The sequence below is a fragment of the Xanthomonas rydalmerensis genome, from assembly GCF_033170385.1.
GTDB classification, from domain to species: Bacteria; Pseudomonadota; Gammaproteobacteria; order Xanthomonadales; family Xanthomonadaceae; genus Xanthomonas_A; species Xanthomonas_A rydalmerensis.
Map to the genome: position 1 here is coordinate 2127700 of NZ_CP126170.1, position 25967 is coordinate 2153666.

Here is a 25967-nt window from a genome sequence, read left to right on the forward strand (position 1 = left end):
GACGAGACGCGACGCCGGCCTGCTGCGCAAGCGCCGCACCACGCCGCTCAGTCGTGCAACAGCGTGCGCAGGTCGGCGGGCACCGCGCGCTGCGGGTGTGTGCGCTGGAAGCGCAGCAGGCTGGCACGGGCGGCGTCCAGTTCGCCGCTGTCGCGGCGCTCGCGGATCCGCTGCAGCCAGCGGCGTGGCGACAGCTGCGCGTCTGCCTCCACTGCCACCTCCACTGTGGCTGCGGCGGGCAGGGGCTGCGGCAACGCGGCAGCGGGCGCAGCAGGCGACGTCGATGGGCGCAGCGAGAGGGCATCTGACGATTCGGCCGCACTGGCCTGCGGGCGCGCGGAGTTCGCCAGCTTGGCCTGGCGGGCGTTGTCGCTGGGTGCGCTGCGGGCCAAGCTGTCCTGCGCCATTGTCGCGCGCGCCGGTGCGCGCAAGGTCTTCGCGGCAGGGACGGCTTGCTGTTCGGTAGCCGGTTCCGGAGACGACTCGCTGCTGTCGGCTGCGATTGCCGGCGGCGGTGGGGCCGGGGCCGGCGGCGCCGCGGGCGTCACCACGGCCGCTGGTGCGGGAGGCGTCATGCTCTGCGCGGGCGTCGGCTTGTGCGCCTGCGCCTGCGGTGCACGCTCCGGCAGTGGTGCGGCAGGTGCCTCCGTGGCCATACGCACCGAGGCCGCAGGGGCGGGCGCTGCTGTCTCGGAGGCCGCCGGCGCGTCGGTGGCCGGCGCCTGCTGCTCTGAGGAAGGTGCCGGCGATGCGACGGGCGCAGGCCTGGCGTCGGTGGCGGGAGCGGCTGCCGGGGCAGGCGCAGGCACCGCTGCCGGTGCGGGTGCCGGCACGGAGGACGCAGGCGGGCGCCCGCGCCAGGCGATGCCCGCCACCAGCACCAGCGAGGCAGCCAGGCCGAGCCAGGTCGGCCAGCGCGAGCGCGCTGCGGCGCGCGGCGCGGGGGGCGGCGCTGTGGGGAGAGAGGTCGTTGCCGGCGCTGGTGCCGGTATCGGCGTGGGCGTCGCCGCGGCGGTCTGCGCCCGAGCCCTTTCCGCAGCGCTGCTGGGATATTCCGCGATCTCGTTGGCACCCGGCGCGACCGCCGCGCGCGCGGCGGCCAGGATCGCCGCATCCAGCGCCGGCGGCGGCAGCGCCTGCCGGCCCAGGCGCAAGTGTTCGGCGAGCGCGCGCTCTTCCGGGGTCAGCGGTTCGTCGGCACTCATCCGCCCAACCTCGCGCGCAGTTTGTCCATCGCATAACGCAGCCGCGACTTGACCGTCTCGCGGCCGACACCGGTGATCTGCCCGATCTCGTCCAGGCTCAATTCCTGCTCCAGGCGCAGCAGCAGCACGTCGCGTTGCTCCTCGGGAAGCGCATCCAGGGCCAGTTGCAGTTGGCGCCGTTGTTCGAAGGCCGACAATTGCCGCTCCGGGGTGTCGGGGTCCTGCACGCGGGCCGTGCGCAGGTCGGCGTCGGCCGGTGCCGGCGGACGATGCCTAGCCGCGCGCCAATGGTCGCCGAGCCGATTGTGGGCGATGCGCAGCAGCCAAGTGGTGAACGCGGCCTGCGGCTGCCAGTCCAGGCGTGCGGCGATCACCCGCTGCCACACGTCCTGGAACAGTTCTTCGGCCAGCGCACGGTCGCGCAGCTGCCGCAGCAGGTATTGGTACAGGCGGCCGCGGTGACGCAGGTACAAGGTCTCGAACGCACGCGCGTCGCCGGCCGCGTAGGCCAGCATCAGGGCTTCGTCGCTCGCTTCGACCGGGGCGTCCACGGCGGCAAGCCTAAGCGTTCCCCGGGCCGGCGCATAGTCGGGAGGCGGGAGCCGCAACGCGGGCGGCGATGGCGGAAGTTCGGGCAACATCTGTAGACAAACGCCCATCTCGCCACTTCGGGGTCGAGCGGGCGTCGATCGGCGCATGCAACGGGTATGCTGATGTGAAGGGCGAGCGTGGAGCAGTTCCGGGGGGCCCTGCAGGAGTTGTCGTCGATGCTGTTCAATTCGTCCACCACCGTCCGTGAAGACCCCTCTGGCGGCCATGCTCCCGCCCGCACGGCGCAGGCCTTGTGCGGCCTGCTGCCGCCGGGCAGCGCCGTGGCGATCGGCTGCGGCGACGGCGTGGTCGGCCGCCTGCACGGGGCCAGCGCGGATGCGCCGGGGTGGTTGCAGGCGCTGGTCGCGGAGGCGCTGGCCGATACCGCGCCGCTGCCGTCGACGGTGCCGGCCGTGCTGCACGTGCATCGCACCGCCGAGGGCGCCTGCGTGGCCATCGGCGCGGAACTGGCGCACCCCCTGGATGAGGCGCAACGCACGGCCTGGTGCGATGCCGCGGTCGCCTTCGGCCTGAATCTGCTCGACACCGAGCGCATGCGCGCGCGCATCGAGGGCCTGGAAAAATCCAAGCAGCTGCAGCAGGCGCTGTACGAGATCGCCGACCTGGCCGGCGCCGATCTGGAGATGAGCCAGATGCTGCAGCGCGTGCACGCCGTGCTGGAATCGCTGATGTATGCGGAGAACTGCTACATCGTCGAGTACGACGAAGACCAGCAGAGCATGCGCTTCCTGTACTTCTCCGACCGCCACGACGACTTCGTCGCCGATCCGGAGCAGACCTACTTCCTGCGCGACATGCCGTACAGCCTCACCTTCGCCCTGCTGCGCCACGGCCGCGCGGTGCGCGGGCCGTCGGAACAGGTGCGCGAACGCCTGCAGTTGGGCGACAACATCGGCCACGGTCCGGAGAGCCGCGACTGGCTCGGCGTGCCGATGCTGCGCGAAGGCCGCGTGTGCGGCGCCATCGTGGTGCAGAACTACGACTACGCGTTGCGCTACACCGATGCCGACCGCGCGCTGCTGGCCTACGTGGCGCAGCACGTGCAGACCGCAATGGACCGGCGCCACGCGCAGGTGCAGCTGGAGCGGCGGGTGGACCTGCGCACACAGGAACTGCAGCGGGCCAACTGCGACCTGCAGGACGAGATCCAGGAGCGCAAGCGCGCCGAGATGTTGCAGTTGGCGCTGTTCCGCATCGCCGAGCTGGCGATCCGGTCGGAGAGCCTGCAGCAGTTCTACACCGAGGTGCATGCCATCATCGGTGGGCTGATCGACGCACGCAATCTGTACATCGCCCTGCTGTCCGACGACGACACCATGCTGGAGTTCGTGTATTCGGTGGACGAGTTCACCCCGTACCGGCCGCAACGGCGCCGCGGCCGCGGCCTGACCGAATACGTTATGCGGGTGCGGCGCCCGCAACTGCTCGAACTGTCCGACATCGATGCCTTGCTGGCGCAGGGCGAGGTGCAGGAATACGGCCAGCGTCCCTACAGCTGGCTGGGCGCGCCGCTGTTCGACGAGGGCGAGGTGATCGGCGCGATCGTGGTGCAGAGCTACGTCGCCAAGGTGCGCTTCACCGAGCACGACCAGCGCCTGCTGACCTTCGTCGCGCACAACGTCGGCAGCGGCCTGGCGCGGCAGCGCGCGCAGGAGCGGTTGCGGCTGGCGCATGCGGAGCTGGAGCAGCGCGTGGACGAGCGCACCCGCGAACTGGCCGAGGTCAACGAGCAGTTGCTGGCGCAGATCGCCGAACGCTGGCGCGCCGAGCAGCGCCTGACCCATCAGGCGCTGCACGATGCGCTGACCGGCTTGCCGAACCGCTCGCATCTGCTGGACCGGCTCAGCGAGGCGATCTCGCGTGCCCGCGGCGGCGGCAGGACCTTTGCCGTGCTGTTCCTGGACCTGGACCGGTTCAAGCTGGTCAACGACAGCATCGGCCACGCTGCCGGCGACGAGATGCTGGTGCAGGTGGCCAAGCGCATCGTGTCCACGATCCGCGGCCAGGACGTGGTGGCGCGCCTGGGCGGCGACGAGTTCGCGGTGCTGACGCCCTGCGAGCACGGCCTGGATGGTGCGCGCGAGCTGGCGCGACGCCTGCTGCACGTGCTCGGCCAACCGATGTGGGTGGCCGGCCGCGAACTGTTTCCGTCCGGCAGCCTGGGCATCGCCGCCTGGCATCCGCGCTACCACAACGGCGAGGAGATGCTGCGCGATGCGGACGCGGCCATGTACCGGGCCAAGGCGCAGAGCCAGGACCGCTGCGTGGTGTTCGACGAGGCCATGCGCGAGGCGGCGCTGCGCAGCCTCGACCTGGAGGCGGACCTGCGTCGTGCGATCAACAACCGCGACTTCGAGCCGTTCTACCAGCCGATCGTGCGCCTGCACGATGGCGAGGTGATCGGCCACGAAGCCCTGTTGCGCTGGCGTCACGAGAGCCGCGGGCTGCTGGTGCCGAGCCAGTTCATCGACCTGGGCGAGGAGAGCGGCCTGATCGAGCAGGTGGACTGGCTGCTGTACGCGCAGGTGATCCGGCGCCTGGCGCAGAGCGAGGGCGGCTACGTTTCGGTCAACGTCTCGCCGCGGCACTTCCGCTCGCCGGATTTCACCGAGCGGCTGTTCGGGCTGATCGACACCGCCGGCGCCGATCCGCGTCGCCTGCGCGTGGAAATCACCGAGGTGGCGCTGCTCGACGACGCGCCACGCACCCTGACCATCCTGCAGGCCTTGCGCGAGCGCGGCGTGCTGGCGCAGCTGGACGACTTCGGTACCGGCTTCTCGGCGCTGTCGTACCTGCACCGCTTCCCGATCTCGGTGCTGAAGATCGACCAGAGCTTCGTCGCCGGCCTGCAGGACGAGGGGAGCACCGGCAGCCACGCACTGGTGCGCGGCATTCTCGCCCTGGCCAGCACGCTGGGCATCGAGACGGTGGGCGAGGGCATCGAGACCGAACAACAACTGGCGACCCTGCGCGAACTGGGCTGCGATTATGGGCAGGGCTATCTGCTCGGGCGCCCGGCCGCCGCGCCGCAACAGCTCTGAGGCGATCGCATGCGGAGCGCGTCGCCATGCGCGTGGTGTTCGCTGTCGGCACGCGCGCATTGGCCGCAGCTCGCTGTATTGCGGCGCGTTTGTTCGATTCGCGCCTCCGTCATCCCGGACGCTGGAGTGAACGACGGTTTCGCCATCGCCGCTTGTCGCGTAGGAGCGGCTTCAGCCGCGACGGGCGTTCCCGGTAAAGCCCGGTCGCGGCTGAAGCCGCTCCTACAGGGCGCTTCCTGTCGTCATGTGAGGTGCCTTAAGCGCGACACCGAGGGCCCTGCGCTCGCCGCCGACACGCTGCCTTGGGTTTCAATGCAACGCGTTGCGGTGCTTTTCGTCGAGCCGCGCCGCGCCACGGGAGTAGTGTGAGGCGCCGGAATCTATAACGCGTCGCCACGCGCCAGTCGCTAACCGCTGATCCGATGCTCTCAACGCAGCGCGTTCCGGCGCTTTTCGTCGATCCGCGCCGCAGGAGCAGCGAGGCGCCGGAATCCATCACGCGTCGCCACGCGCCAAGTGCTTAACCGCTGATCGGCTGCTCTTAGCGCAGCGCTTTCCGGCGTTTTTCGTCGATCCGCGCCGCAGGAGCAGTGAGACGCCAGAATCCGTCACGCGTCGCCACGCGCCAAGTGCTTACCGCTGATTGGCTGCTCTTAGCGCAGCGCGTTGCGGCGCTTTTCGTCAATCCATTTCGACGCCTGCGCAGGCGTGTACTCCCGCATCCAGCCCAGCATCGTCTCGATGTCGCTGCCGTACCACAGGTCGGCGCGCTGGTCCGGGTGCAGGAAGCGCTCCTCGACCATGCGATCGATCATGCCGATCAGCGGCGCGTAGAACCCTTCCACGTCGAGGAAGGCACAGGGCTTGTTGCCGATGCCGAGCTGGCGCCAGGTCAGCATCTCGAAGATCTCTTCCATGGTGCCGAAGCCGCCGGGCAGGGCGACGAAGGCGTCGGACAGATCGAACATGCGCGACTTGCGTTCGTGCATCGAGCCGACGATCTCCAGCTCGGTGAGGCCGCGGTGCGCCACTTCCCAGTCGGCCAGTTGCTTGGGAATCACGCCGGTGACCTCGCCGCCGGCGGCGAGCACCGCATTGGCCACGGTGCCCATCAGGCCGACATTGCCGCCGCCATAGACCAGGCGCAGCCCCTGCTCGGCGATGCGCGTGCCCAGCGCGGTGGCGCGTTCGACGTAGGCGGGCTTGTTGCCGGCATTGGAGCCGCAGTAGACGCAGATGCTTTTCATGGGATTGGAGAGTCGGGATTGGGGATTCGTAAAAGCGGTGGGTTTGTCGGGGCGCTGATGCTGCCGGAGCGGGCGCGGGTCATCGCTTGATCGCTTCACGCGTGAGGCGATCCGCAAAGCACAACGCCGGGCATGTGCCCGGCGTTGCGCGGCTGCCGGGCGGGGCAGGAGAGGGGCGCTGTTGCGAATCCCCACTCCCAAATCCCCAATCCCAGCCTCAATTGGCCTTATGGATCGCCCGCTTGCTCACCGCCATGGCCGCGTCGTGGATCGCTTCGGACAGGGTGGGGTGGGCGTGGCAGATGCGCGCCAGGTCGTCGGCCGAGCCGTTGAACTCCATGGTCAGCACGCCTTCGTGGACCAGTTCGGAGACGCCGACGCCGACCAGGTGCATGCCCAGGACGCGGTCGGTCTCGGCGTGGGCGATGACCTTGACGAAGCCCGCCGGCTCGCCCATCGCCACCGCACGGCCGATCGCCGCGAACGGGAAGCTGCCGGCCTTGTACGGCACGCCCTCGGCCTTGAGCTGCTGCTCGGTCTTGCCGACCCAGGCGATTTCCGGCTCGGTGTAGATGACCCACGGAATGGTGTCGAAGTTGACGTGGCCGGGCAGGCCGGCGATCAGTTCGGCGACCGCGATGCCTTCCTCGAAGCCCTTATGCGCCAGCATCGGCCCGCGCACGCAGTCGCCGATCGCCCACACGCCGTCGACGCCGGTGTGGCAGTGCGCATCGACCTCGATCTGGCCACGCTCGTTGACCTTGACGCCGGTGCCGTCGGCCAGCAGACCCTTGGTGGCGGCGCGGCGGCCCACGGCTACCAGCAGTTTGTCCACGGTCAGGGTCTTCTCGCCTTCGCCATCGGCGTAGGTGACGACCACTTCCTGCTTCTTGCCCTTGCCGGTGATCTCGGTCTTGGAGACCTTGGCGCCGAGCTTGATGTCCAGGCCCTGCTTCTTGAATTCCTTCAGCGCGGTCTTGGCCACTTCGGCATCGGCCAGGGCCAGGAAGTCCGGCAGCGCCTCGAGGATGGTGACCTCGGCGCCCAGGCGCTTCCACACGCTGCCCAGTTCCAGGCCGATCACGCCAGCGCCGATCACGGCCAGGCGCTTGGGCACCTCGGTGAAGTCCAGCGCGCCGACGTTGTCGACGATGGTCTCGCCGTCGAACTTGGCGAACGGCAGTTCGATCGAATCCGAACCGGCGGCCAGGATCACGTTGGTGCCCTTCAGCTCGACTTCGCTACCGTCGTGCTGCTTGACCTTGACCACGTTGCCCGGCTGCCCCGCGTTTGCTTGGAGCTCGCCGAAGCCGTAGTACGGGGTGATCTTGTTCGCCTTGAACAGCATCGCGATGCCGCCGGTGAACTGCTTGACGATCTTGTCCTTGCGGCCGACCATCGCCGCGACGTCGATCTTGGCATCCTTGAAGCTGATGCCGTGCTCGCCGAACAGGTGGCCCATGTTCCAGAACTGGCGCGAGGAATCCAGCAGCGCCTTGGACGGGATGCAGCCCACGCGCAGGCAGGTACCGCCCAGCGCCGGCTTGCCATCCTTGCCCAGCGCCGCGTCGATGCACGCGGTCTTCAGGCCCAGCTGGGCGGCACGGATGGCCGCGTGATAGCCGGCAGGACCGGCACCGATGACGACGACGTCGAATTGTTCTTGTTCGCTCATTCTTCGCTCACGAGATTAGGAATTGGGGATTGGGGATTCGCAAGAGCGGGCACCGGGGAACGGGAGCGCTTGCGCCAATCCCGAATCCCCAATCCCCAATCCCGGCTTTCATCACAGACCGAACAGCATCCGGCCCGGGTTTTCCAGCTGGTTCTTGATGTCGACCAGGAACTGCACCGAGTCCTTGCCGTCGATGATGCGGTGGTCGTAGGACAGCGCCAGGTACATCATCGGCGCGATCACGACCTGGCCGTTCTCGGCGATCGGACGCTCCTTGATCGCGTGCATGCCCAGGATCGCGCTCTGCGGCGGGTTGATGATCGGGGTCGACAGCAGCGAGCCGAAGGTGCCGCCGTTGGTCACGGTGAAGGTGCCGCCCTGCAGTTCTTCCAGGCTCAGCTTGCCGTCGCGCGCCTTCTTGGCGTAGTCGGCGATGCCCTGTTCGATGTCGGCGAAGGACTGCCGCTCGACGTTGCGCAGCACCGGCGTGACCAGGCCCTTGTCGGTGGACACGGCGATGGAGATGTCGCTGTAGCCGTGATAGATGATGTCGTCGCCGTCGATCGAGGCGTTGACCAGCGGGAAGCGCTGCAGCGCGTTGGCCGCGGCCTTGACGAAGAAGCTCATGAAGCCGAGCTTGATGCCGTGGGCCTTCTGGAACTCGTCCTGCAGTTCCTTGCGCGCGGCCGAGACCTTGGCCAGGTTGACCTCGTTGAAGGTGGTCAGCATCGCGGTCGAGTTCTTCGACTGCATCAGGCGTTCGGCGATGCGCTTGCGCACGCGGGTCATCGGCACGCGCTCTTCCGGACGTGCGCCGCTGGCCTTGCCGGCACCGCCGTTCTTGGCGTAGTTGAGGATGTCTTCCTTGGTCACCGCGCCGCGGCGGCCGGTGCCTTCGACCTGCGACGGATCCACGCCCTCGGTGATGGCGCTGAAACGCGCGCCCGGCGGCAGGCTGGAGACGTCGCCAGCGGCCTTCGGCGCGTCGGCCTTGGCGGCCTTCGGCGCTTCCGCGGCCGCCGCCTTGGGCGCCTCGGCCTTCGGCGCCTCGGCGACCTTGGCTTCGGCCGGAGCCGCAGCGGCGGTGGCGCCTTCCTCGATGATCGCCAGCAACTGCGAACTGGTCACGGTGGCGCCGGCTTCGAACTTGATCTCCTTCAGCACGCCATCGACGGGCGAGGGCACTTCCAGCACGACCTTGTCGGTCTCCAGATCCACCAGGTTCTCGTCGCGCTTGACCGCGTCGCCGGCCTTCTTGTGCCAGCTGGCGATGGTGGCGTCGGATACGGATTCGGGCAGTACCGGAACTTTGACTTCGGTGGCCATTGCAGGGGGCGTCCTAGTGGTGTCTTTTTTGAATGTGAAAGGAGGTTATTCAGCGACTTGGTCGTTGAACGGATTCAATAGCGCATCGGCGACCAGCTTCAGCTGCTCTTCCACGTGCTCGGCGAAATGGCCGGCGGCGGGAGACGGCGAACGGGCACGGCCGGCGTAGTGCAGGCTCTGTCCGTCGGCCAGGCAGGCCTGCAGGTGGTGCTTGATCTGGTACCAGGCGCCCTGGTTCTGCGGCTCTTCCTGGCACCAGACCAGGTCGGTGGCATTGCCGTAGCGCTTCAGTTCGGCCGACAGCAGCTCGCGCGGGAACGGGTACAGCTGCTCCACGCGCAGGATGGCGACGTCGTCCTGGCCGCGCTTGGTCTGGTCCTCGAGCAGGTCGTAGTAGACCTTGCCCGAGCAGGCGACCACGCGCTTGACCTTCTTCGGGTCGGCCTTGGCGTCCGGGATCAGGTGCTGGAACTCGCCGTCGGCCAGTTCTTCCAGGGTCGACACCGCCAGCTTGTGGCGCAGCAGCGACTTGGGCGTCATCACCACCAGCGGCTTGCGCGTGGACATGCGCATCTGCCGGCGGATCATGTGGAACGCCTGCGCCGGGGTGGTCGGCACGCAGACCAGCATGTTCTCCAGCGCGCACAGCTGCAGGAAGCGCTCCAGACGCGCGGAGCTGTGCTCCGGGCCCTGGCCTTCGTAGCCGTGCGGCAGGAACAGGGCCAGACCGGTGATGCGGCCCCACTTGGCTTCGCCGGCGGCGATGAACTGGTCGATCACCACCTGCGCGCCGTTGGCGAAGTCGCCGAACTGCGCTTCCCAGATGCACAGCGCATTGGGATCGGTGGTGGAGTAGCCGTACTCGAAGCCCATCACCGCTTCCTCGCTGAGCAGCGAGTCGATCACGGTGGCGTCTTCCGGGTTCTCCACCAGCTGGCGCAGCGGCAGGTAGTAGCTGTCGGTCTTCTGGTCGTGCAGGATCGCGTGGCGGTGGAAGAACGTGCCGCGGCCCGCGTCCTGGCCGACCAGGCGCAGCTTGTGGCCTTCGCCGAGCAGGGTGGCGTAGGCCAGGTTCTCGGCGAAGCCCCAGTCGCCCGGCAGTTCGCCGGCGGCCATCTTCACCCGGTCTTCGTAGATCTTGGCCACGCGCGGGTGCAGCTCGACGCCGCCCGGGATGGTGGTGATGAGCTTGGCCAGCTGGTCCAGGGTCTTGCGCTTGACCGTGGTGTCGACCTTGTCCGTCAGCTTGCCCGACAGGTACTTGGACCAATCGATGGCGAATTCGTCCGGCTTGCGGGTCGCCAGCTCGGTGGTGTATTCGCCCGAGTCGAGCTTGTTGCGGTAGCTGTCGACCAGCGCCTGGGCCTCGCCGGCTTGCAGCACGCCCTCGCTTTCCAGCTGGGCGGCGTACAGCTCGCGGGTGGTCTTGTGCTTGCGGATGGTCTGGTACATCACCGGCTGGGTGGCCGCCGGCTCGTCGGCCTCGTTGTGGCCCCAGCGGCGGTAGCAGACCAGGTCGATGACCACGTCCTTGTTGAACTGCTGGCGGAAGTCGTAGGCCAGGTTGGCCACGAACGCCACCGCGTCCGGATCGTCGCCGTTCACATGGAACACCGGCGCGCCGATCATCTTCGCCACGTCGGTGCAGTACAGCGTGGAGCGGGCGTCGTCACGGGCGCTGGTGGTGAAGCCGATCTGGTTGTTGACCACGATGTGCACGGTGCCGCCGACCGCGAAGCCGCGCGCCTGCGACATTTGGAACAGCTCCATGACCACGCCCTGGCCGGCGAACGCGGCATCGCCGTGGATGATCACCGGCAGCACCGACTTGCGCGCGGCGTCGCCGTAGCGCTCCTGGCGCGAACGCACGCTGCCGACCACGACCGGATCGACGATTTCAAGGTGCGAGGGGTTGAACGCCAGCGCCAGGTGCACCGACTTGCCGTCGGCCACCGCCACGTCGGCGGAGAAGCCCATGTGGTACTTCACGTCGCCGGTGTGGGCGCGGTCGTCGTGGGCGTGCTCGAACTTGCCTTCGAACTCGTCGAACAGCTTGCGCGGGTTCTTGCCCAGGGTGTTGACCAGCACGTTGAGGCGGCCGCGGTGGGCCATGCCGACCACGATGTCCTTGACCGCGTCGTTGCCGGCGCGCTGCACCAGCACGTCCATCATCGGGATCAGCGAGTCGCCGCCTTCCAGCGAGAAGCGCTTCTGGCCGACGTACTTGGTGTGCAGGTAGCGCTCCAGGCCCTCGGCGGCGGTGATCCGCTCCAGGGTGCGACGGCGGCTGGCGGCGTCGCCGGCGATGTTGCCGCCCGCGTTCTCCAGGCGCTGGTAGATCCACTGGCGCTGTTCGAACTCGGAGATGTGCATGAACTCGCTGCCGATCGACCCGGTGTAGGTCGCCTTCAGCCGCGACAGCAGATCGCGCAGTTTCATCCGCGGCTGGCCGCCGAGGCCGCCGGTGCTGAACTCGCTGCCCAGATCGCTTTCCGACAGGCTGTGGAACGGCAGGCCCAGGTCCGGCGGGTTCACCGGCGGGGTCAGGCCCAGCGGATCCAGGCGCGCGCCGAGGTGGCCGCGCGAACGGTAGGCGGTGATCAGGCGGCCGACATGGCGCTCGCGCTCGTCGCCGCTCGGGCCGGTGCCGCTGTTGGCGGCCTGGCGCGCGGCGCTGGCGATGTGGGCGATGACCGCAGAGTGGGGGACGTCACCAGCATCGCGGCCCTGGAAGCCGTCGAAGTAGGTTTTCCACTTGGGATCGATGCTGTCGGGAGAGACCAGATACTGTTCGTACAGGTCTTCGATATAGGCGGCATTGCCGCCGGCGAGTTGCGATGACTGCGCAAACTGCTTGAGTAGATTGTCCACGATGGTGGGGTCGGGTCGCTTTGTTGGAGTGGCTTGCGGTAGGAACCGGCGGACGCGTGGGCCGCGCGGGCGTAATCAAGCGCAAAAATTATACCCCCATGAACCAGCCGGGGTGTGCATTCGGCGTGGTCAAAGGCCGATCCCGGTTCATCCGCGGCGCGCGTGGCGGCGCCGGTCCGGTCTCACCAACCCAGGGCGCGCAGTTCGCTGCAGGGGCGCGCACGCTCCCAGACCCGTTCGAAGGCGGTGCGCAACTGCCGCGCGCGGCCACCGCCGAGCAGGTCGGTCTCGCCGTCGTAACGGTGACCGAGACCACGGAAGTAGTAGCCGCCGCCCTCGTTCACCAGAGAGGCGCTGGCGTCGCTGCGGTCCACCGGATCGCTGACCTCGCGGAACTGGAACACGCTGGGCAAGCGCTGTGCCAGGGCCAGCAGGGGCGCGCCGGCGCGCTGCGGCGCGGCCGCGTCGTGCAGCAGTATCCACACTTGCTTGGCGTGCGCGGCGACCGCGAAGCGCCGCACCTGCTCCAGCACCCGGGCATCGTCGAACAGACCCGGATCCAGCGCGCGGCTATGGATCAGCACCTGGCGGCGGGCCTGCGCCAGCACCGCGATGCTGGCGGCGATCGCCATCGCCGCGTCCTCCACCGCCACGGCGCCGTCGAAGCGCCGGCGCAGCGGCACGGCCTCCGCGGCGGCGGCCATGCCGCCCGGCGGCGGCAGGAAGCCGTGGCGGGCGCAGAACGCCAGGGCGGCAGCGGGCGCATGCAGCTCCAGTTGCGGCCAGCGCCGGCGTTGCGCTTCCTCGATCAGGCCGCGCAGCAGCGCGCTGCCGACGCCGCGCCCGCGCCAGTCCGGCCGCACGGTCAGGGCGGCGATCCGCCGATCCGCGCCGAGCCGGGCCGCGCCCACCGCCTGTCCGTCGTCGCTGCGCGCGACCAGGTGGTCGCCCAGCGTGTCCAGCGCCGCCGCGGCGGCGTCGGCCGGGTCCGCGGCGGTGCCGGCCGCGGCACGCAGCGCGCGCAGTTCGGCGCCGTCGTGGACGGGATCCAGCGCAGCGATGCGGAAACCGGGGCCGGGCATGGTCGGATCAGACCGGGTCGGCGTCCGCGTCGGTCGCGTCCTCGGCCTCCAGCGGCTGGTAGAAGCCGCCTTCGATCAGCTCCAGCAGGGCCTGCTTGCCGGCCGCCGACAGCGCCGCGTAGTCCGTGCCGTCGATGTGCTCGGCCGAGGCCAGGCGCTTGGCGTCCTTGACCGGCAGCGCGAACTCCTGGCCGCTGCAGAACAGCATGGCGCCGCGGCTGGTCCGCCGCCAGGCCGGCCGCGCCCAGGGATGCCGCTGCAGGACCAGGCCCTGTTCCAGCGCGGTGGCGATCTCCTCCGCCGGGGGCAGGCCGGCCGGCGGCAGGATCTCGCCGGCGGCGCGGTAGGTGGTGATGAAGCGGCCGAACCAGGCACCGAGCTTGTCCGGGTCGTTCATGCGCAGCGCGTTCAGCGCCTCGACCACGCGGCCCATCGCCGCCGCGTCGATCTCGTAGGGGTCGGCCGGCGCCTGCAGGTCTTCGTCGTGGTAGCGCAGCGCCTCGTCGGCGCCGTCGATCAGGGTGTCCAGGTAATCGGCGATCAGCTCGGCCGAGGACGGCGCGCGCATGCCCACCGAGAAGGTCAGGCAAGCGTCCTCGGCGACGCCGTGGTGCGGCACCAGCGGCGGCAGGTACAGCATGTCGCCCGGCCCCAGCACCCAGTCGTGGGTCGGGTCGAACTGGCGCAGCAGCTTCAGCTCCACGTCGTCGCGGAAGTCGGTCGGCGGCGCCGGCCGGCCCAGCGCGACGCTGGCGTCGATCTGCCAGCGGCGATGGCCGTGGGCCTGCAGCAGGAACACGTCGTAGTGGTCCACGTGCGCGCCGACCGAGCCGCCGCGCGCGGCGAAGCTGACCATCACGTCGTCCACCCGCCAGCGCGGCAGGAAGCGGAACTGCTCGAGCAGGGCGCGGATGTCCGGGTCCCACTTGTCCACGTCCTGCACCAGCAGGGTCCAGTCGTGGTCGGGCATGCCGGGAAACTCCTGCTCCTGGAACGGGCCGCTGCGCACGCGCCAGCGATCGTTGGCGCGGTCGTGCTCGATCAGCCGCGACAGCGCCGCCTCCTCACAGGCCAGGCCGGCCAGGTCGCCCGGCTCGATCGGCGAGACGAAGCCGGGGAAGGCATTGCGGATCAGCAGCGGGCGCTTGTGCCAGTAGTCGCGCAGGAAGGTCGCGGCGGGCATGCCCAGCGGTTGCCCGGGGCGGGCGTGGAGTTCGAAGGCGGGAGCGGCGGTCTTGCGGGCAGCCATGGGCGATGGGTCCTTGCAACGCGGAAGGTAAAGGGCGGCGCGCAGCGGCGCCGGCCGACCCGGCCATTGTCCGCCGGTTTGGCGCGTGGGGCCATCGCGCTGGCCTTCGTGTACGCCGCTGCGCACGGATAAGGGACCGTTGGCCGCCCTGGCCGTGTGCCGCGACCGCGCGTCGCAGGTGACCACGTGCGCGCGGCCCATGGGCGGCGCTAGGTGCAACGGGGCTTGGGAGTCGCGGCGGCGCCCCGTTGGGCGCAGGCAGCGGGTAGCGCAGCGCCGGGCGCGCTACTGGCTGAGGATGCGGTTGTCGCGGCCGCCGTCGTCGACCTGAGCAGTGCCGCTGCGCTGGACGATGGCGTTGTCGTTGCCCTGCAGGACGATGGTGTCGATCTCGCTGGCCTGCAGCTGGTTCTGGTCGCCGGACACTTCGAGGGTGGCGATGCGCGCCATCTGCAGCCGGCCATGGCGGCCGAACAGCGCGACCTGCCCGGCGTCGCCGCGCATCGCCACCTGGGCGTTGTCGCCGAGGACGCGCAGGGTGTCGGCCCGCTCGATCTGCAGATTGCCGTTACGGCCGAACAGGCTGACCGTGGCGCAGTGGCCGTGCAGCACCAGGGTGGCGTCGCGGCCGACGATGTTCAGGTCGCGTCCGTCGCAATCGATGTCGCCGCTGGCCGAGGCGGCCATGCGGATCGGCGCCTCGGCGTCGCGCTCGTCGCCGTCGGCGATGTCGCCGGCCGACGGTGCCGCCGCGATCGGCGGCGGCGCGGCCTGCATGACCACGGTGCGCGTGGCGGCGGTGTGCGCGCCATCGCCGGCCGGCGGGCGCGGCGCCTGGGCGCAGCCGACCAGGGCCAGCAGCGGCAGCACAAACAACGGGTTGCGTTTCATCGTGGGGCTCTGCTGTGAGCCACCAGCATGCCGCTGGCCGATTAACCCAGGATGGACGGGCCGCGGCTAGGGCGTGTCATCAACCCGAAGGGGCGCGATTGCGCGGGGATTGGTGACACGCCCTAGATGCCGCGCGCCAGCCGCTCGGCCAGGCCGACGTAGCCGCCCGGGGTCAGGTCGCGCAGGCGCTGCTTGGCGTCCTCGGGCAGCTCCAGGGTCTCGACGAAGGCGCGCATCGAGGCGGCGGTGATGCCCTGGCCGCGGGTCAGCGCCTTGAGCTGCTCGTAGGGGTTGGGCAGGCCGTGGCGGCGCATCACCGTCTGCACGGCTTCGGCCAGCACTTCCCAGGCGGCATCCAGGTCGGCATCCAGGCGCTCCGGGTTCACGGTCAGCTTGCCCAGGCCCTTGGCCAGCGAGTCCAGTGCCACCTGGGTGTGGCCGAAGGCGGTGCCGAGCGCGCGCAGCACGGTGGAGTCGGTGAGGTCGCGCTGCCAGCGGCTGATCGGCAGCTTGGCCGAGAAGTGCTCGAACAGGGCGTTGGCGATGCCGAAGTTGCCTTCGGCGTTCTCGAAGTCGATCGGGTTGACCTTGTGCGGCATGGTCGAGGAGCCGACTTCGCCTTCCTTGAGCTTCTGCTTGAAGTAGCCCAGCGAGATGTAGCCCCAGATGTCGCGCGCCAGGTCGATCAGCACGGTGTTGGCGCGGCGGGTGGCGTCGCCCAGTTCGGCGACGTTGTCGTGCGGCTCGATCTGGGTGGTGTAGGGGTTGAACACCAGGCCCAGGCTTTCCACGAAGCGCTGGGCGAAGCCCGGCCAGTCGACGTCGGGGTAACTGGCGACGTGGGCGTTGTAGTTGCCCACTGCGCCGTTGATCTTGCCGGTGAGCTCAACCGCGGCGATCTGCCGACGTTGGCGCTCGAGGCGCGCGACGACGTTGGCGATCTCCTTGCCCAGGGTGGTGGGCGAGGCGGTCTGGCCGTGGGTGCGCGACAGCATCGGCTGCGCGGCCTGCGCATGCGCGAGGCCGCGGAGCGTGGCGATCACCGCGTCCAGGGTCGGCAGCAGCACCTCGCGCCGGGCCTGCTCCAGCATCAGTCCGTAGCTGAGGTTGTTGATGTCCTCGCTGGTGCAGGCGAAATGCACGAACTCCAGGGCCGGGCCGAGTTCGGCGTCGTCCTTGAGCTGCTCCTTGATGAAGTACTCCACCGCCTTGACGTCGTGGTTGGTGGTGCGCTCGATCTGCTTGACCCGCGCCGCGTGTTCCACGCCGAAGCCGTCGGCCAGCGCGCGCAGGCGCTGCGCCGCCGCCGGCGAGAACGCGGCCAGCTCGCCGATGCCCGACTCGGCACCCAGCGCCAGCAGCCATTCGATCTCCACCTTCACCCGTGCCCTGATCAGGCCGTATTCGGAGAAGATCGGCCGCATGGCGTCGACCTTGCCGGCATAGCGGCCATCGAGCGGGGACAGGGCGAGCAGGGCGGAATCGGACATGGCGGGGGCGTGGGGTGGTGTCGGCGGGGGCGCCATTCTACGTCGGCACGGCCTCGGCCGGCGCCAGGCGCACGGTCACCGCCTGGATGCGATGCCCGGCCATGCGCTTGACCGTGAACAGGTGCCCGTCGATCTGCAGTTGCTCGCCTTCCTCGGGCAGGCGCTGCAACTGGTGCACGATCAGTCCGCCGACCGAGTTGAGGTGCTCCGGCGCGCGCAGGTCGCGGCCGAGCAGGCGCTCGAGGCGGAAGATCGAGGTCGAGCCAGCGACCAGCACGCTGCCGTCGGCGCCGCGGGTCGGTGCGTCCTTGACCACGTGCGGGTGTTCGTCCTCGATGTCGCCGACCACCACTTCCAGCAGGTCTTCCAGGGTGAAGTAGCCGAGGATGCGGCCGTGCTCGTCCACGCACAGCGCCATGTGCGTGGCGCCGGTACGGAAGCGCTCCAGTACCAGCGGCACCGGCGTCTCCAGCGCGATCAGGTTGGCCGGGCGCAGCAGCGGGCGCAGGTCGTCGCTGCGGCGGCCGCCGGCGATCTCCACCAGCAGGTCCTTCATGTGCAGGATGCCGAGCACCTGCTCGCCGTCGCGGTCGAACCACGGGTAGCGGCTGTAGCGGCTCTCGGCGAACTCGGCCATCACCGCGTCCAGCGCCATGCCCTCGCGGAACCCGCGCAGATGGTCGCGTGCGCGCATCAGATCGCCGGCCACCAGTTCCGGCAGTTCCAGCGCGTGGCTCATCAGGGTCAGTTCGTGATCGGGCGCGCCGCCGGCGGGTTGCTGGCGGCCGACGATCAGCTTCAGTTCCTCGCGCGAGTAGCGGTGCGAGGCATGCTCGACCTCGCCCCAGCCCATCGCCTTCAACAGCGTGTTGGCACTGGTGTTGAGCAGCCAGATCGCCGGATACATCGCCCAGTAGAACAGGTACAGCGGCGCGGCGGTCCACAGCGACATGCGCTCCGGGCGGCGGATCGCCATCGACTTGGGGGCCAGTTCGCCGAGCACGATGTGCAGGAACGAGATGACGCTGAAGGCGATGATGAAGGCGCTAAGGCGTGCCGCCTCCTCGCTGAGCCCCAGCAGGTCGAACAGCGGCTGCAGCAGGTGCGCGAAGGCCGGTTCGCCGACCCAGCCCAGGCCCAGCGAGGACAGGGTGATGCCGAGCTGGCAGGCCGACAGGTAGGCGTCGAGGTGGCCGTGCACATTGAGCAGCAGGCGGCCGCGCCAGCCGTGGTGCTCGGCCAGCCCCACGGCCTGGGTGTGGCGCAGCTTGACCAGGGCGAACTCGGCGGCGACAAAGAAACCGTTGAGCAGCACCAGCAGCATCGCCAGCGCCAGCAGCAGGAGATTGCCGATCATGTGCGTTCCCCGGCGCGCGCCGCTGGCGCGTCATGGCGCCGGGCGGAAGGGGTGGAAACGGCGGGGTGCGTGGCCCGGCGCAGCGTGCGCCGGCATCTACAGTCTGAATCGTCGCCCATGGCGGCGTGCGCGTTCCATCGGTGATACGTCGCCGCAGTCTAGCCGATGCGTTGCGTCGTTGCCGCCGGCGCGCGCCGTCTCGCGTATTCCGTCACATGCCAGCGCTGCAACATGCGCCGTGGATCAGCGCGCGGAGTCGCTGTTGCGAATCCCCAATCCCGAATCGCCGGCCTTTCAGCAGCCGAATGGCTGATCATCCCGGCCTCCAACCATCACGCCACCACAATCTTTTCGTTTGCTAAACTTTCTGTAACCGTTTTCAACATCAACATTCCCCCATGAAATCTTCTTTGCGTCTGGCGGCGCTGGCCGCCGCTGTGTCCGTTTTCCTGACCGCCTGCGGCGGCAAGCCCTCGGCCACGCCGACTGCGTCCGATGCCGGTGCTGGTGCCGATGCCAGCCACGCATCCTCCGACGCTGCCGCCAGCGACGCGGACCAGGCGCTGACCAGCAAGCTCAATGCCTACATCGAATGCTTCAACAAGGTCGATGGCCGCATCCACGAAGGTGCGCAGCAGTACATACGCTGGATGGCCGACCCCAAGGCCGGCCCCACCGGCAAGGAAACCAGCGTGTACGGGCCCGCCCCGATCGACGAGTACGCGATGAAGCTGTGCGACGCGCCGATGACCCAGGCGATCGCGGCCAAGCCGGCGTTGCCGGCGCTGGATGCGGCAGCGAAGCGCTATCTGGCCGCCTTGAAGACGTTGCAGCCGCTGGCCAACCAGGCCCGCGACTACTACGACCGCGAGGACTACCAGGACGACCAGTTCGCCAAGGGCAAGCAGATGCATGCGCCGCTGATGGCCGCGCTGTCCGAATTCCACGAGGCCAGCGAGGCCTTCAGCCACGAACTGGAGGCGCAGAACGACGCCGCCCAGCGCGAGCAGTTGAAGGCGATGGAAAAGGCCGAGGGCCGCACCCGCGACTTCTATCGGCTGTCGATGATGCTCGAGGCCAAGGACATCGTCGGCCTGATGCAGGACGACGATTTCGACACCGCCAAGGCCACGGCGTTGGTGGCGGGCTTCAACAGCCTGTCCGACGAGGCGCATGCCAAGGTCGCCAACCAGGAGCCGGGCAAGTCCGACTGGAGCGGTTTCGAGACCGCCGCGGAGAACTTCCGCAAGGAATCCAAGGCGCGCATCAAGCGGGTGGCGGAAAAGATCCCGTACAGCGCATTCGAGCAGCGCTCGCTGGACAACCCGATCGTCGCGCCGGAAGGCTCGCCGGCACGCTTGATGAAGAGCTACAACGACCTGGTGTTCCAGAGCAACCGCCAGCGCTGAGCGCGCGGGCCGGCGGCGCAAGGCCGCCGGTCCCGCCGGTGCCGTCGCCAGGGCGGCCCCGGCATGCCGGAGTCCCGTCCTTCGCCGACGGTGCGCACGGTTCGCGCCGTCCGCATCACGACAGCGCGCTCGCGGAACGTGCCTGCGTCGCGCCGTTGCCAGGCTCCGCAAAGTCGATCCTGGACCACATCCGCCTATGGCGGGCTGCCGCGCTTCTCGCGCCTCCAGACATTCCTAACATCCGCCGGCGCACACTGGCTGACGCCGGGCGCTGCGCCACGGATAATGCGCGCGCCAGCCGCAGTCCCGCCAGCCTGCCTCCCCGGACGTCCGACGACGGCGCCGATGGATTCCTTTTTGCAGATGCGGAGATTGCGCAATGAGTGACAAATTCAGGGTCGAACACGACAGCATGGGCGAACTGCAGGTGCCCGCCGATGCCTTGTGGGGGGCGCAGACCCAGCGTGCGGTACAGAACTTTCCGGTGTCCGGGCAGCCGATGCCGCGCGGCTTCATCCGCGCGCTGGGCCTGATCAAGGCCGCCGCGGCCGGCGTCAACGCCGACCTGGACTTGTTGCCAAAGGCCGTCGCCAAGGCGATCCAGGCCGCGGCGCTGGAGGTGGCCGACGGCCGCCACGACGCGCACTTCCCGATCGACATCTACCAGACCGGATCGGGCACTTCGTCGAACATGAACGCCAACGAGGTCATTGCCACGCTGGCCAACCGCGCCGCCAAGGGCGAGGGCAAGCACGGCAGCAAGGCACTGCCGACGGTGCATCCCAACGACCACGTCAACCTCGGCCAGAGTTCCAACGACGTGGTACCGACCGCGATCCGCGTCGCCGCGCTGCTGGCCGCGCGCGAGCACCTGCTGCCGTCGCTCAAGCACCTGCGCAAGACGATCGACAAGCGCGCCAAGCAGCTGCAGGGCGTGGTCAAGACCGGGCGCACCCACCTGATGGACGCGATGCCGCTGACCTTCGGCCAGGAGTTCGGCGCCTGGTCGGCGCAACTGGTGTCGGCGCAGGCGCGCATCGACGACAGCCTCAAGCGCCTGCGCCGGCTGCCGCTGGGCGGCACCGCGATCGGCACCGGCATCAACGCCGATCCGCGCTTCGGCGGCAAGGTCGCCAAGGCGTTGTCGGCGCTGACCGACTTCACCTTCGAGAGCGCCGAGAACAAATTCGAGGGCCTGGCCGCGCAGGACGACGCGGTGGAACTGTCCGGGCAACTCAATGCGCTGGCGGTGGCGCTGATCAAGATCGCCAACGACCTTCGCTGGATGAACGCCGGGCCGCTGGCCGGCCTCGGCGAGATCGAACTGCCGGCGTTGCAGCCGGGCAGTTCGATCATGCCGGGCAAGGTCAATCCGGTGATTCCCGAGGCCACGGTGATGGCCTGCGCGCAGGTCATCGGCCACCACACCGCGATCACCGTGGCCGGGCAGACCGGCAATTTCCAGTTGAACGTGACCCTGCCGCTGATCGCGGCCAACCTGCTGGAGTCGATCCAGTTGCTGGGCAACGTATCGGTGCTGCTGGCCGATTCGGCGATCGCCGGGCTCAAGGTGCGCGAGGAGCGCGTGCGCGAGGCGCTGGACCGCAACCCGATCCTGGTCACCGCGCTGAACCCGATCATCGGCTACGAGAAGGCCGCGGCGATCGCCAAGCGCGCCTACAAGGAGAACCGTCCCGTGCTGGAGGTGGCCAAGGAGGACAGCGGCCTCGGCGAGGACGAACTGCGCCGGCTGCTGGACCCCGCCGCATTGACCGAAGGCGGCATCCACGCCGGCGCTGGCGGCGGCGGCTGAGGCGCGCTGACGCTACAAGCAGGAAGGCCTGGCACGGCGTTATGGTCGTGCCAGGTGCAGTGGACGCTCGCACGGTGAAAGCAGTCGGGACTGAAGTCCCTCCCACATCGCGCCCGGACACCGCTCCGCCAACCCTCGTAGGAGCGGCTTCAGCCGCGATGGGCTTTACCGTGAAGGCCAATCGCGGCTAAAGCCGCTCCTACAGGGGCGCCTCCAATTCTTCTTGAGGCTCCCTCGTCCCGGGATTGCCGGCGCCGGCAGCCCTCAGCGGCGCTCGGCCTGCAGGTTGCCGAAGCTGTCGCGGTACGGCTGCAGTGATGGAATGTCGCGCAGCACGGCCGCCTGCGCGGCGGTGATTTCCGGGGTCGGCGCGAAGCCGACCGAGCGCATGTTCGGATCCGGTGCCGCCGTCTCCAGGGTGCGCTGGCGCTGCATCTGCAGGTGCATGAACAACTGCTGCAGTTCGGTGCGCTGCGCGGGCGGCAACGGCAGCTCGATGTCGTCGATGCGCAGGCTGCCATCGGGGCCGATGGTGGCATTGGCGGCCGGGGCGCGGCGCAGCATTACGTTCATGCTGTCCACCGCCACCCGCGGCTTGCTGCGCTCGGCGCGCGAGGAGGTGCTCTCGCCGCCGCGTCCGCCGCAGGCGGCGAGCAGCAGGCACAACGACAGCAGCGAGAACCAGGCGAACAGCGTCTTCTTCATGGAGGCGGTGCAGTGGGGGAGTGCGGGCATTCTAGAACGTGCGGCGGCTTCGGTCGTGGCGAGGCGTGCCGGACGCGCGCTAGCGGCGCGGGTTCGGAGCGGACTGCATGGCGCGCGCGAGCACGCCGAACATCCGTTCGTCGGTGGATTGCGCGACGTTGAAGCGGAGAAAATCGCCCGCGCTCAGCGACTGGCTGAAGGCATTGCCCGGCGCCAGTACCACGCCCTCCTGCAGGCAGGCGCGCGCGATCGCCGAGGCCTCCATGCCCGCGGGCAGCCTGCACCAAAGGAACAGGCCGGCCTGCGGGATCAGCCAGGGCCGGATGCCGAGGTCCTGCAACCGCGCCACGGTCCTGGCCATCTGCTCCGCCAGGCGCCGCCGCAAGTTCTCCAGATGCCGGCGGTAGCCGCTGTCGGTCAGGGCGATCAGCACGGCGTCGGCCGCCAGCCGGCCGCCCCCGAAGCTGGTGGCGATCTTCAGGTCGGCGAGGCTTTCGATCCAGTCGCCACGCGCGGCGATGTAGCCGCAGCGCAGCGATGCCGAGACCGTCTTGGAAAAGCTGCCGACCTGGATCACCCGCGCCAGGCCGTCGAAGGCCGCCAGCCGCGGGGCGGGACTGGTCTCGAAGTCGGCGAAGATGTCGTCCTCGACGATCACCAGGTCCGAGCCCTCGGCCAGGAGCAGCAGCCGGTGCGCCGTCGCCGCGGAAAGGGTCGCGCCGGTGGGGTTGTGGATCCCCGAATTGGTGATGTACAGCCGCGGCGCGTGCGCTTTCAGCGCCGCTTCGAAGTGCGCCACGTCCGGTCCGTGCGGCGTATAGGGCACGCCCACGACCTGCACGCGATGCGCCTTGAGCAAGGCATGGAAATTGAAATAGCAGGGGTCGTCGACCAGCACCGTGTCGCCGGGCGAGAGCAGGAAGCGACCGATCAGGTCGATCGCATGCGTGCCCGATTCGGCGAGCAGGATCTGTTCGGGCGGGGCCTGCACGCCGTTGCCCGCCAACCTTCGCGACAGGAACTGGCGCAAGCCGGGGTGGCCCAGGGGCGTGGCGTACTCGGTCAGTTCCAGCGTGTCGGCGCGCGCCAGCGTGCGCAGCGCGCGGCGCATGCCCGCGGCGTACAGCCACGTCGGCGGCAGCCAGCCGCAGCCGGGCTTGAGCACGCGCGCATCCGCTTCCAGCGACTGCCGCGACACCCATAGCGGATCGATCTGCCTGTCGAGCTTCGGGCCGAGTTGCGCCAACGCCAGCGGGGCCACCGGCCCGGCCACATAGAAGCCCGACCCCGGTCGCGCCACGATCGCGCCTTCGGCTGCCAGCCGCTCGTAGGCTTCCACCACCGTCGACACCGACACGCGCAGCGCGCGCGCCTGCGTGCGTACGGAGGGCAGGCGCGCTCCCGGCAGGCTGGTGCGGTTGGCGATGCGGGCGCGGATATCGGTCATCACCGCATCGATGCGCGTGCCGGCTGCTACGGGTCTGTCCACTGTCGTCGGCTGTATTGGGTCTTGAGGCATAACAGTACTGCGAAACCGTATTGGATCGTACCTGGCCGGATCGGTCCCGCGTGGCGTCTACTGCAACGGCGATGCCGAAGGAGACGCGCATGGAAAAAACCACCGGTGGCTGGATCAATGGATGTATCGGCGTGATGATTTTTGCGGGGTCGTTGCCCGCGACCCGCGTCGCGGTCGCCGATTTCTCCCCCGTGTTCCTGACCTGCGCCCGCGCCAGCATTGCCGCCGCGCTCGGGCTGGCGCTCCTGCTCGGGTTTCGGCAACCGCGTCCGCGCCGCGCCGAGCTGCCCGCCTTGGCGATGACGGCGCTGGGGGTCGTGGTCGGGTTTCCGCTGCTGACCGCGCTGGCGCTGCAGCACGTCACTTCGGCGCATTCCATCGTGTTCGTGGGCCTGCTGCCGTTGTGCACGGCCGTCTTCGCCGTGTTGCGGGCCGGCGAACGCCCGCGTCCGCCGTTCTGGGTGTTCTCGCTGGCCGGTGCCTGCAGCGTCGTCGGCTATGCGGCGATCGGCGGGATCGACGCCTCATTACAGGGCGACCTGCTGATGCTGGCCGCGGTGGTGCTGTGCGGGCTGGGCTACGCGGAGGGCGCGCGCCTGTCGCGCACGCTGGGCGGATGGCAGGTCATCTGTTGGGCGCTGGTGCTGTCGCTGCCGCTGATGGTGTCCCTGGCCCTGCTGACGCAGCCCGCGTCGTTCGGCGCTGTGCATATGCCTGCATGGCTCGGCCTGGGTTATGTCTCGTTGTTCAGCATGTTGATCGGCTTCGTGTTCTGGTACCGCGGCCTGGCGCAAGGCGGCATCGCGGCGGTCGGGCAACTGCAGTTGTTCCAGCCCTTCATCGGCTTGGGCCTGGCCGCGCTGCTGCTCCACGAAACGGTGAGCTGGACGATGCTGGCGGTGACCCTGGTCGCCATGGTCTGCGTGGCGGGCGCGAAACGATACGCCCGCTGAGACCACGACCCGCCCGGCAGGCGTTGGGCGACTGCCGGGCGGAGCGCGGACACAGCGGGCGGTCGTGGACGATCGTCGCGGCAGCGCGGCTGCCGCCGGTTACGCGGCCGAGTGCCTGCAGTCGTTGACGTCGCTGTCGTCGAGGGTGGAGTAGGGACGGAACGCCGGCACCTTCTGCATCAGCGCATCCTGCGCGGCGCGCAGCGCGGCCACCTGATCGCAGATCTTCAGCGCCGCCTGCTTGATCTTGTCGGCCTGCGCTTCGACATGCTCGCCGATGTGCTCGGTGTTGCCGCTGAGCACGCCACTGATGGCATCGCCGGCCGCTTTCACGCCGAGCGCGGCGCCGGCCTTGCCGACTTCCACGCCCTGCTTGCCCACCGCTTCGATCTGGCCGCGGTAGGCCAGCAACAGGCGCTGCTGCTCGGCATCCAGGGCCACCGGCTTGCCGTCGATCAACAACTTGCCGTCGCGGGTGATGGTGGCCGGGGGCTGGCCATCGGCCTTCAGGGTGAGGTCGCCGTTGAGGAAGGTCAGGCTTTGCGCGCCGCCGTGATCGACCACGACGCGGTCGTTCGACGAGCGCTCGCAGGCGCTGAGCGAGAGCAGGACGGCCAGGGCGACGCCGGCCAGGGGCAGGGAACGGTACTGCATGGGCGTGTCCTCGTGCGGAAGGGAGAAAAGCGGAGTGGAGGATCAGCGCGGCTTGGGCAGGTTGACGCTGCCGCGCACGCCACGGTGGGTGACGTCGCCGCTGCCGACCTTCTGCACGCTCAGGTTGCCGCCGACGTTGCCCACGTCCAGGTCGCCGGAGCCCACGGTCTGCACCGCGACGCTGCCGCCGACATCGCGCAGTTGCACGTCGCCGGAACCGAGGCTGTCGACCTGCACGCTGCCGCGCACGCCGTGCACGGTCAGGTCGCCGGAGCCGACCGTGCCGACCTTGACGTCGCCGCCGACCTGGTCGGCCTTGACGTCGCCCGAGCCCAGCGTCGGCAGCGCCACGCTGCCGACATTGCGCAGTTCGATGTCGCCGGAGCCGACCGTGGCGCTGACCGCGCCGCGGATGCCCTGCGCATGCAGGTCGCCGGACCCGATCTTGGCGTCGAGCGAGGCCACGCCGCTGATCTCGGCATCGCCCGAGCCCAGTTGCAGTTGCACCGGCAGGTTGGCCGGAATGCTGCCGGCCACGTTGAGGTAGGCGTAACGGTTGCCGACGCTGATGCCGTGGATCTTGCCCTCGTGCTTCAGCGTCACCACCAGGGTGTCGCCGTCGTGGCGCTGGCGCAGGGTCAGCTCCTTGAGCATGTCCGCGTCGGAAGCGCAGGCGCGGCCGCGCAAGGTGGAGTCGCCGGCGCTGGCGCCGCTGAGCTTGAGGTCGTTCTGCTGCACGTCCAGCAGGACCGTCTTGACGCCGGCCAGGTCCAGCTTCAGTTCGCGCGGTTCGGAATACTTGCAGTCGTCGGCCATGGCGACGGCCGGCAGCGACAGCAGCGCACACAGGATGAGGGTCTTGCGCATC

Annotated in this window: 19 protein-coding genes; 4 read left to right on the forward strand and 15 right to left on the reverse strand. The window is 69.3% G+C overall.

Annotation, left to right across the window (positions count from 1 at the left end):
- Positions 1-47: 47 nt before the first annotated feature.
- Positions 48-1205 (reverse strand): hypothetical protein, encoded by a 1158-nt coding sequence (locus QN245_RS08845; protein WP_317845083.1) that lies wholly within the window; start codon positions 1203-1205, stop codon positions 48-50.
- The gene (locus QN245_RS08850) at positions 1202-1756 is read right to left on the reverse strand and encodes an RNA polymerase sigma factor (protein ID WP_048491386.1); all 555 of its coding nucleotides are present in this window, start codon (positions 1754-1756) and stop codon (positions 1202-1204) included. The genes QN245_RS08845 and QN245_RS08850 overlap by 4 nt, the downstream gene beginning before the upstream one ends.
- A 216-nt stretch (positions 1757-1972) precedes the next feature.
- Here QN245_RS08850 and QN245_RS08855 point away from each other — a divergent pair, with 216 nt between their 5' ends.
- Entirely contained in the window at positions 1973-4858 is a 2886-nt protein-coding gene (locus QN245_RS08855; protein WP_317845084.1) for a bifunctional diguanylate cyclase/phosphodiesterase, read from the forward strand.
- A gap of 653 nt (positions 4859-5511) precedes the next feature.
- Here QN245_RS08855 and QN245_RS08860 read toward each other — a convergent pair.
- The 9 genes from QN245_RS08860 to QN245_RS08900 all read right to left on the reverse strand — a co-directional run bounded on the left by QN245_RS08860 (position 5512) and on the right by QN245_RS08900 (position 18046).
- Entirely contained in the window at positions 5512-6105 is a 594-nt protein-coding gene (locus tag QN245_RS08860) for an LOG family protein (protein WP_184447725.1), read from the reverse strand.
- Positions 6106-6322: 217 nt separating this feature from the next.
- The gene (gene lpdA / locus QN245_RS08865; protein WP_184646674.1) at positions 6323-7780 is read right to left on the reverse strand and encodes a dihydrolipoyl dehydrogenase; all 1458 of its coding nucleotides are present in this window, start codon (positions 7778-7780) and stop codon (positions 6323-6325) included.
- 111 nt (positions 7781-7891) lie between these two features.
- The gene (gene sucB / locus QN245_RS08870) at positions 7892-9106 is read right to left on the reverse strand and encodes a dihydrolipoyllysine-residue succinyltransferase (RefSeq protein ID WP_184646676.1); all 1215 of its coding nucleotides are present in this window, start codon (positions 9104-9106) and stop codon (positions 7892-7894) included.
- Between the two features lie 45 nt (positions 9107-9151).
- Positions 9152-11977 (reverse strand): 2-oxoglutarate dehydrogenase E1 component, encoded by a 2826-nt coding sequence (locus QN245_RS08875; RefSeq protein ID WP_160970481.1) that lies wholly within the window; start codon positions 11975-11977, stop codon positions 9152-9154.
- 182 nt (positions 11978-12159) lie between these two features.
- Positions 12160-13059: a GNAT family N-acetyltransferase gene (locus QN245_RS08880; RefSeq protein WP_317845085.1), complete on the reverse strand. Its 900-nt coding sequence runs from the start codon at positions 13057-13059 to the stop codon at positions 12160-12162.
- Between the two features lie 7 nt (positions 13060-13066).
- Positions 13067-14308: a ribosomal protein uL16 3-hydroxylase gene (locus QN245_RS08885; RefSeq protein WP_317845086.1), complete on the reverse strand. Its 1242-nt coding sequence runs from the start codon at positions 14306-14308 to the stop codon at positions 13067-13069.
- Positions 14309-14593: 285 nt separating this feature from the next.
- Entirely contained in the window at positions 14594-15199 is a 606-nt protein-coding gene (locus tag QN245_RS08890; protein WP_317845087.1) for a DUF3060 domain-containing protein, read from the reverse strand.
- 122 nt (positions 15200-15321) lie between these two features.
- Entirely contained in the window at positions 15322-16689 is a 1368-nt protein-coding gene (purB, locus tag QN245_RS08895) for an adenylosuccinate lyase (RefSeq protein ID WP_317845088.1), read from the reverse strand.
- A gap of 37 nt (positions 16690-16726) precedes the next feature.
- Entirely contained in the window at positions 16727-18046 is a 1320-nt protein-coding gene (locus tag QN245_RS08900) for a hemolysin family protein (RefSeq protein WP_317845089.1), read from the reverse strand.
- 398 nt (positions 18047-18444) lie between these two features.
- Here QN245_RS08900 and QN245_RS08905 point away from each other — a divergent pair, with 398 nt between their 5' ends.
- Together QN245_RS08905 and QN245_RS08910 are read left to right on the forward strand one after the other, a co-directional pair.
- The gene (locus QN245_RS08905) at positions 18445-19455 is read left to right on the forward strand and encodes a YiiG family protein (RefSeq protein ID WP_317845090.1); all 1011 of its coding nucleotides are present in this window, start codon (positions 18445-18447) and stop codon (positions 19453-19455) included.
- Between the two features lie 379 nt (positions 19456-19834).
- Entirely contained in the window at positions 19835-21268 is a 1434-nt protein-coding gene (locus QN245_RS08910) for a class II fumarate hydratase (protein ID WP_184646688.1), read from the forward strand.
- A 264-nt stretch (positions 21269-21532) separates the two neighbouring features.
- On the opposite strand, the gene QN245_RS08915 is transcribed toward QN245_RS08910, so the two are convergent.
- Together QN245_RS08915 and QN245_RS08920 are read right to left on the reverse strand one after the other, a co-directional pair.
- Entirely contained in the window at positions 21533-21973 is a 441-nt protein-coding gene (locus tag QN245_RS08915) for a hypothetical protein (RefSeq protein ID WP_317845091.1), read from the reverse strand.
- 79 nt (positions 21974-22052) lie between these two features.
- A complete protein-coding gene (locus QN245_RS08920; RefSeq protein ID WP_317845092.1) occupies positions 22053-23420 on the reverse strand; it encodes an aminotransferase-like domain-containing protein in 1368 nt (455 codons plus the stop codon).
- Between the two features lie 161 nt (positions 23421-23581).
- Between QN245_RS08920 and QN245_RS08925 the strand changes: the two genes are divergently transcribed.
- Positions 23582-24445: a DMT family transporter gene (locus tag QN245_RS08925; protein ID WP_184646692.1), complete on the forward strand. Its 864-nt coding sequence runs from the start codon at positions 23582-23584 to the stop codon at positions 24443-24445.
- Between the two features lie 99 nt (positions 24446-24544).
- Here the strand turns inward: QN245_RS08925 and QN245_RS08930 are convergent, their stop codons facing one another.
- Positions 24545-25099 carry a DUF2884 family protein gene (locus QN245_RS08930; protein ID WP_160967941.1) on the reverse strand — a complete coding sequence of 185 codons (555 nt, stop codon included), beginning with the start codon at positions 25097-25099 and terminating at the stop codon, positions 24545-24547.
- Between the two features lie 42 nt (positions 25100-25141).
- On the reverse strand, positions 25142-25966 hold the full coding sequence (locus QN245_RS08935; protein ID WP_167087758.1) for a GIN domain-containing protein: 825 nt from the start codon (positions 25964-25966) through the stop codon (positions 25142-25144).
- Position 25967 lies beyond the last annotated feature (1 nt).

Coding starts and splice junctions, on each gene's coding strand:
- QN245_RS08845 (WP_317845083.1), bottom strand. CDS start 1,205: ATGAGTGCCGACGAACCGCTGACCCCGGAAGAGCGCGCGCTCGCCGAA.
- QN245_RS08855 (WP_317845084.1), top strand. CDS start 1,973: ATGCTGTTCAATTCGTCCACCACCGTCCGTGAAGACCCCTCTGGCGGC.
- QN245_RS08860 (WP_184447725.1), bottom strand. CDS start 6,105: ATGAAAAGCATCTGCGTCTACTGCGGCTCCAATGCCGGCAACAAGCCC.
- lpdA (WP_184646674.1), bottom strand. CDS start 7,780: ATGAGCGAACAAGAACAATTCGACGTCGTCGTCATCGGTGCCGGTCCT.
- sucB (WP_184646676.1), bottom strand. CDS start 9,106: ATGGCCACCGAAGTCAAAGTTCCGGTACTGCCCGAATCCGTATCCGAC.
- QN245_RS08880 (WP_317845085.1), bottom strand. CDS start 13,059: ATGCCCGGCCCCGGTTTCCGCATCGCTGCGCTGGATCCCGTCCACGAC.
- QN245_RS08885 (WP_317845086.1), bottom strand. CDS start 14,308: ATGGCTGCCCGCAAGACCGCCGCTCCCGCCTTCGAACTCCACGCCCGC.
- QN245_RS08890 (WP_317845087.1), bottom strand. CDS start 15,199: ATGAAACGCAACCCGTTGTTTGTGCTGCCGCTGCTGGCCCTGGTCGGC.
- purB (WP_317845088.1), bottom strand. CDS start 16,689: ATGTCCGATTCCGCCCTGCTCGCCCTGTCCCCGCTCGATGGCCGCTAT.
- QN245_RS08900 (WP_317845089.1), bottom strand. CDS start 18,046: ATGATCGGCAATCTCCTGCTGCTGGCGCTGGCGATGCTGCTGGTGCTG.
- QN245_RS08905 (WP_317845090.1), top strand. CDS start 18,445: ATGAAATCTTCTTTGCGTCTGGCGGCGCTGGCCGCCGCTGTGTCCGTT.
- QN245_RS08910 (WP_184646688.1), top strand. CDS start 19,835: ATGAGTGACAAATTCAGGGTCGAACACGACAGCATGGGCGAACTGCAG.
- QN245_RS08915 (WP_317845091.1), bottom strand. CDS start 21,973: ATGAAGAAGACGCTGTTCGCCTGGTTCTCGCTGCTGTCGTTGTGCCTG.
- QN245_RS08920 (WP_317845092.1), bottom strand. CDS start 23,420: ATGACCGATATCCGCGCCCGCATCGCCAACCGCACCAGCCTGCCGGGA.
- QN245_RS08925 (WP_184646692.1), top strand. CDS start 23,582: ATGGAAAAAACCACCGGTGGCTGGATCAATGGATGTATCGGCGTGATG.
- QN245_RS08930 (WP_160967941.1), bottom strand. CDS start 25,099: ATGCAGTACCGTTCCCTGCCCCTGGCCGGCGTCGCCCTGGCCGTCCTG.
- QN245_RS08935 (WP_167087758.1), bottom strand. CDS start 25,966: ATGCGCAAGACCCTCATCCTGTGTGCGCTGCTGTCGCTGCCGGCCGTC.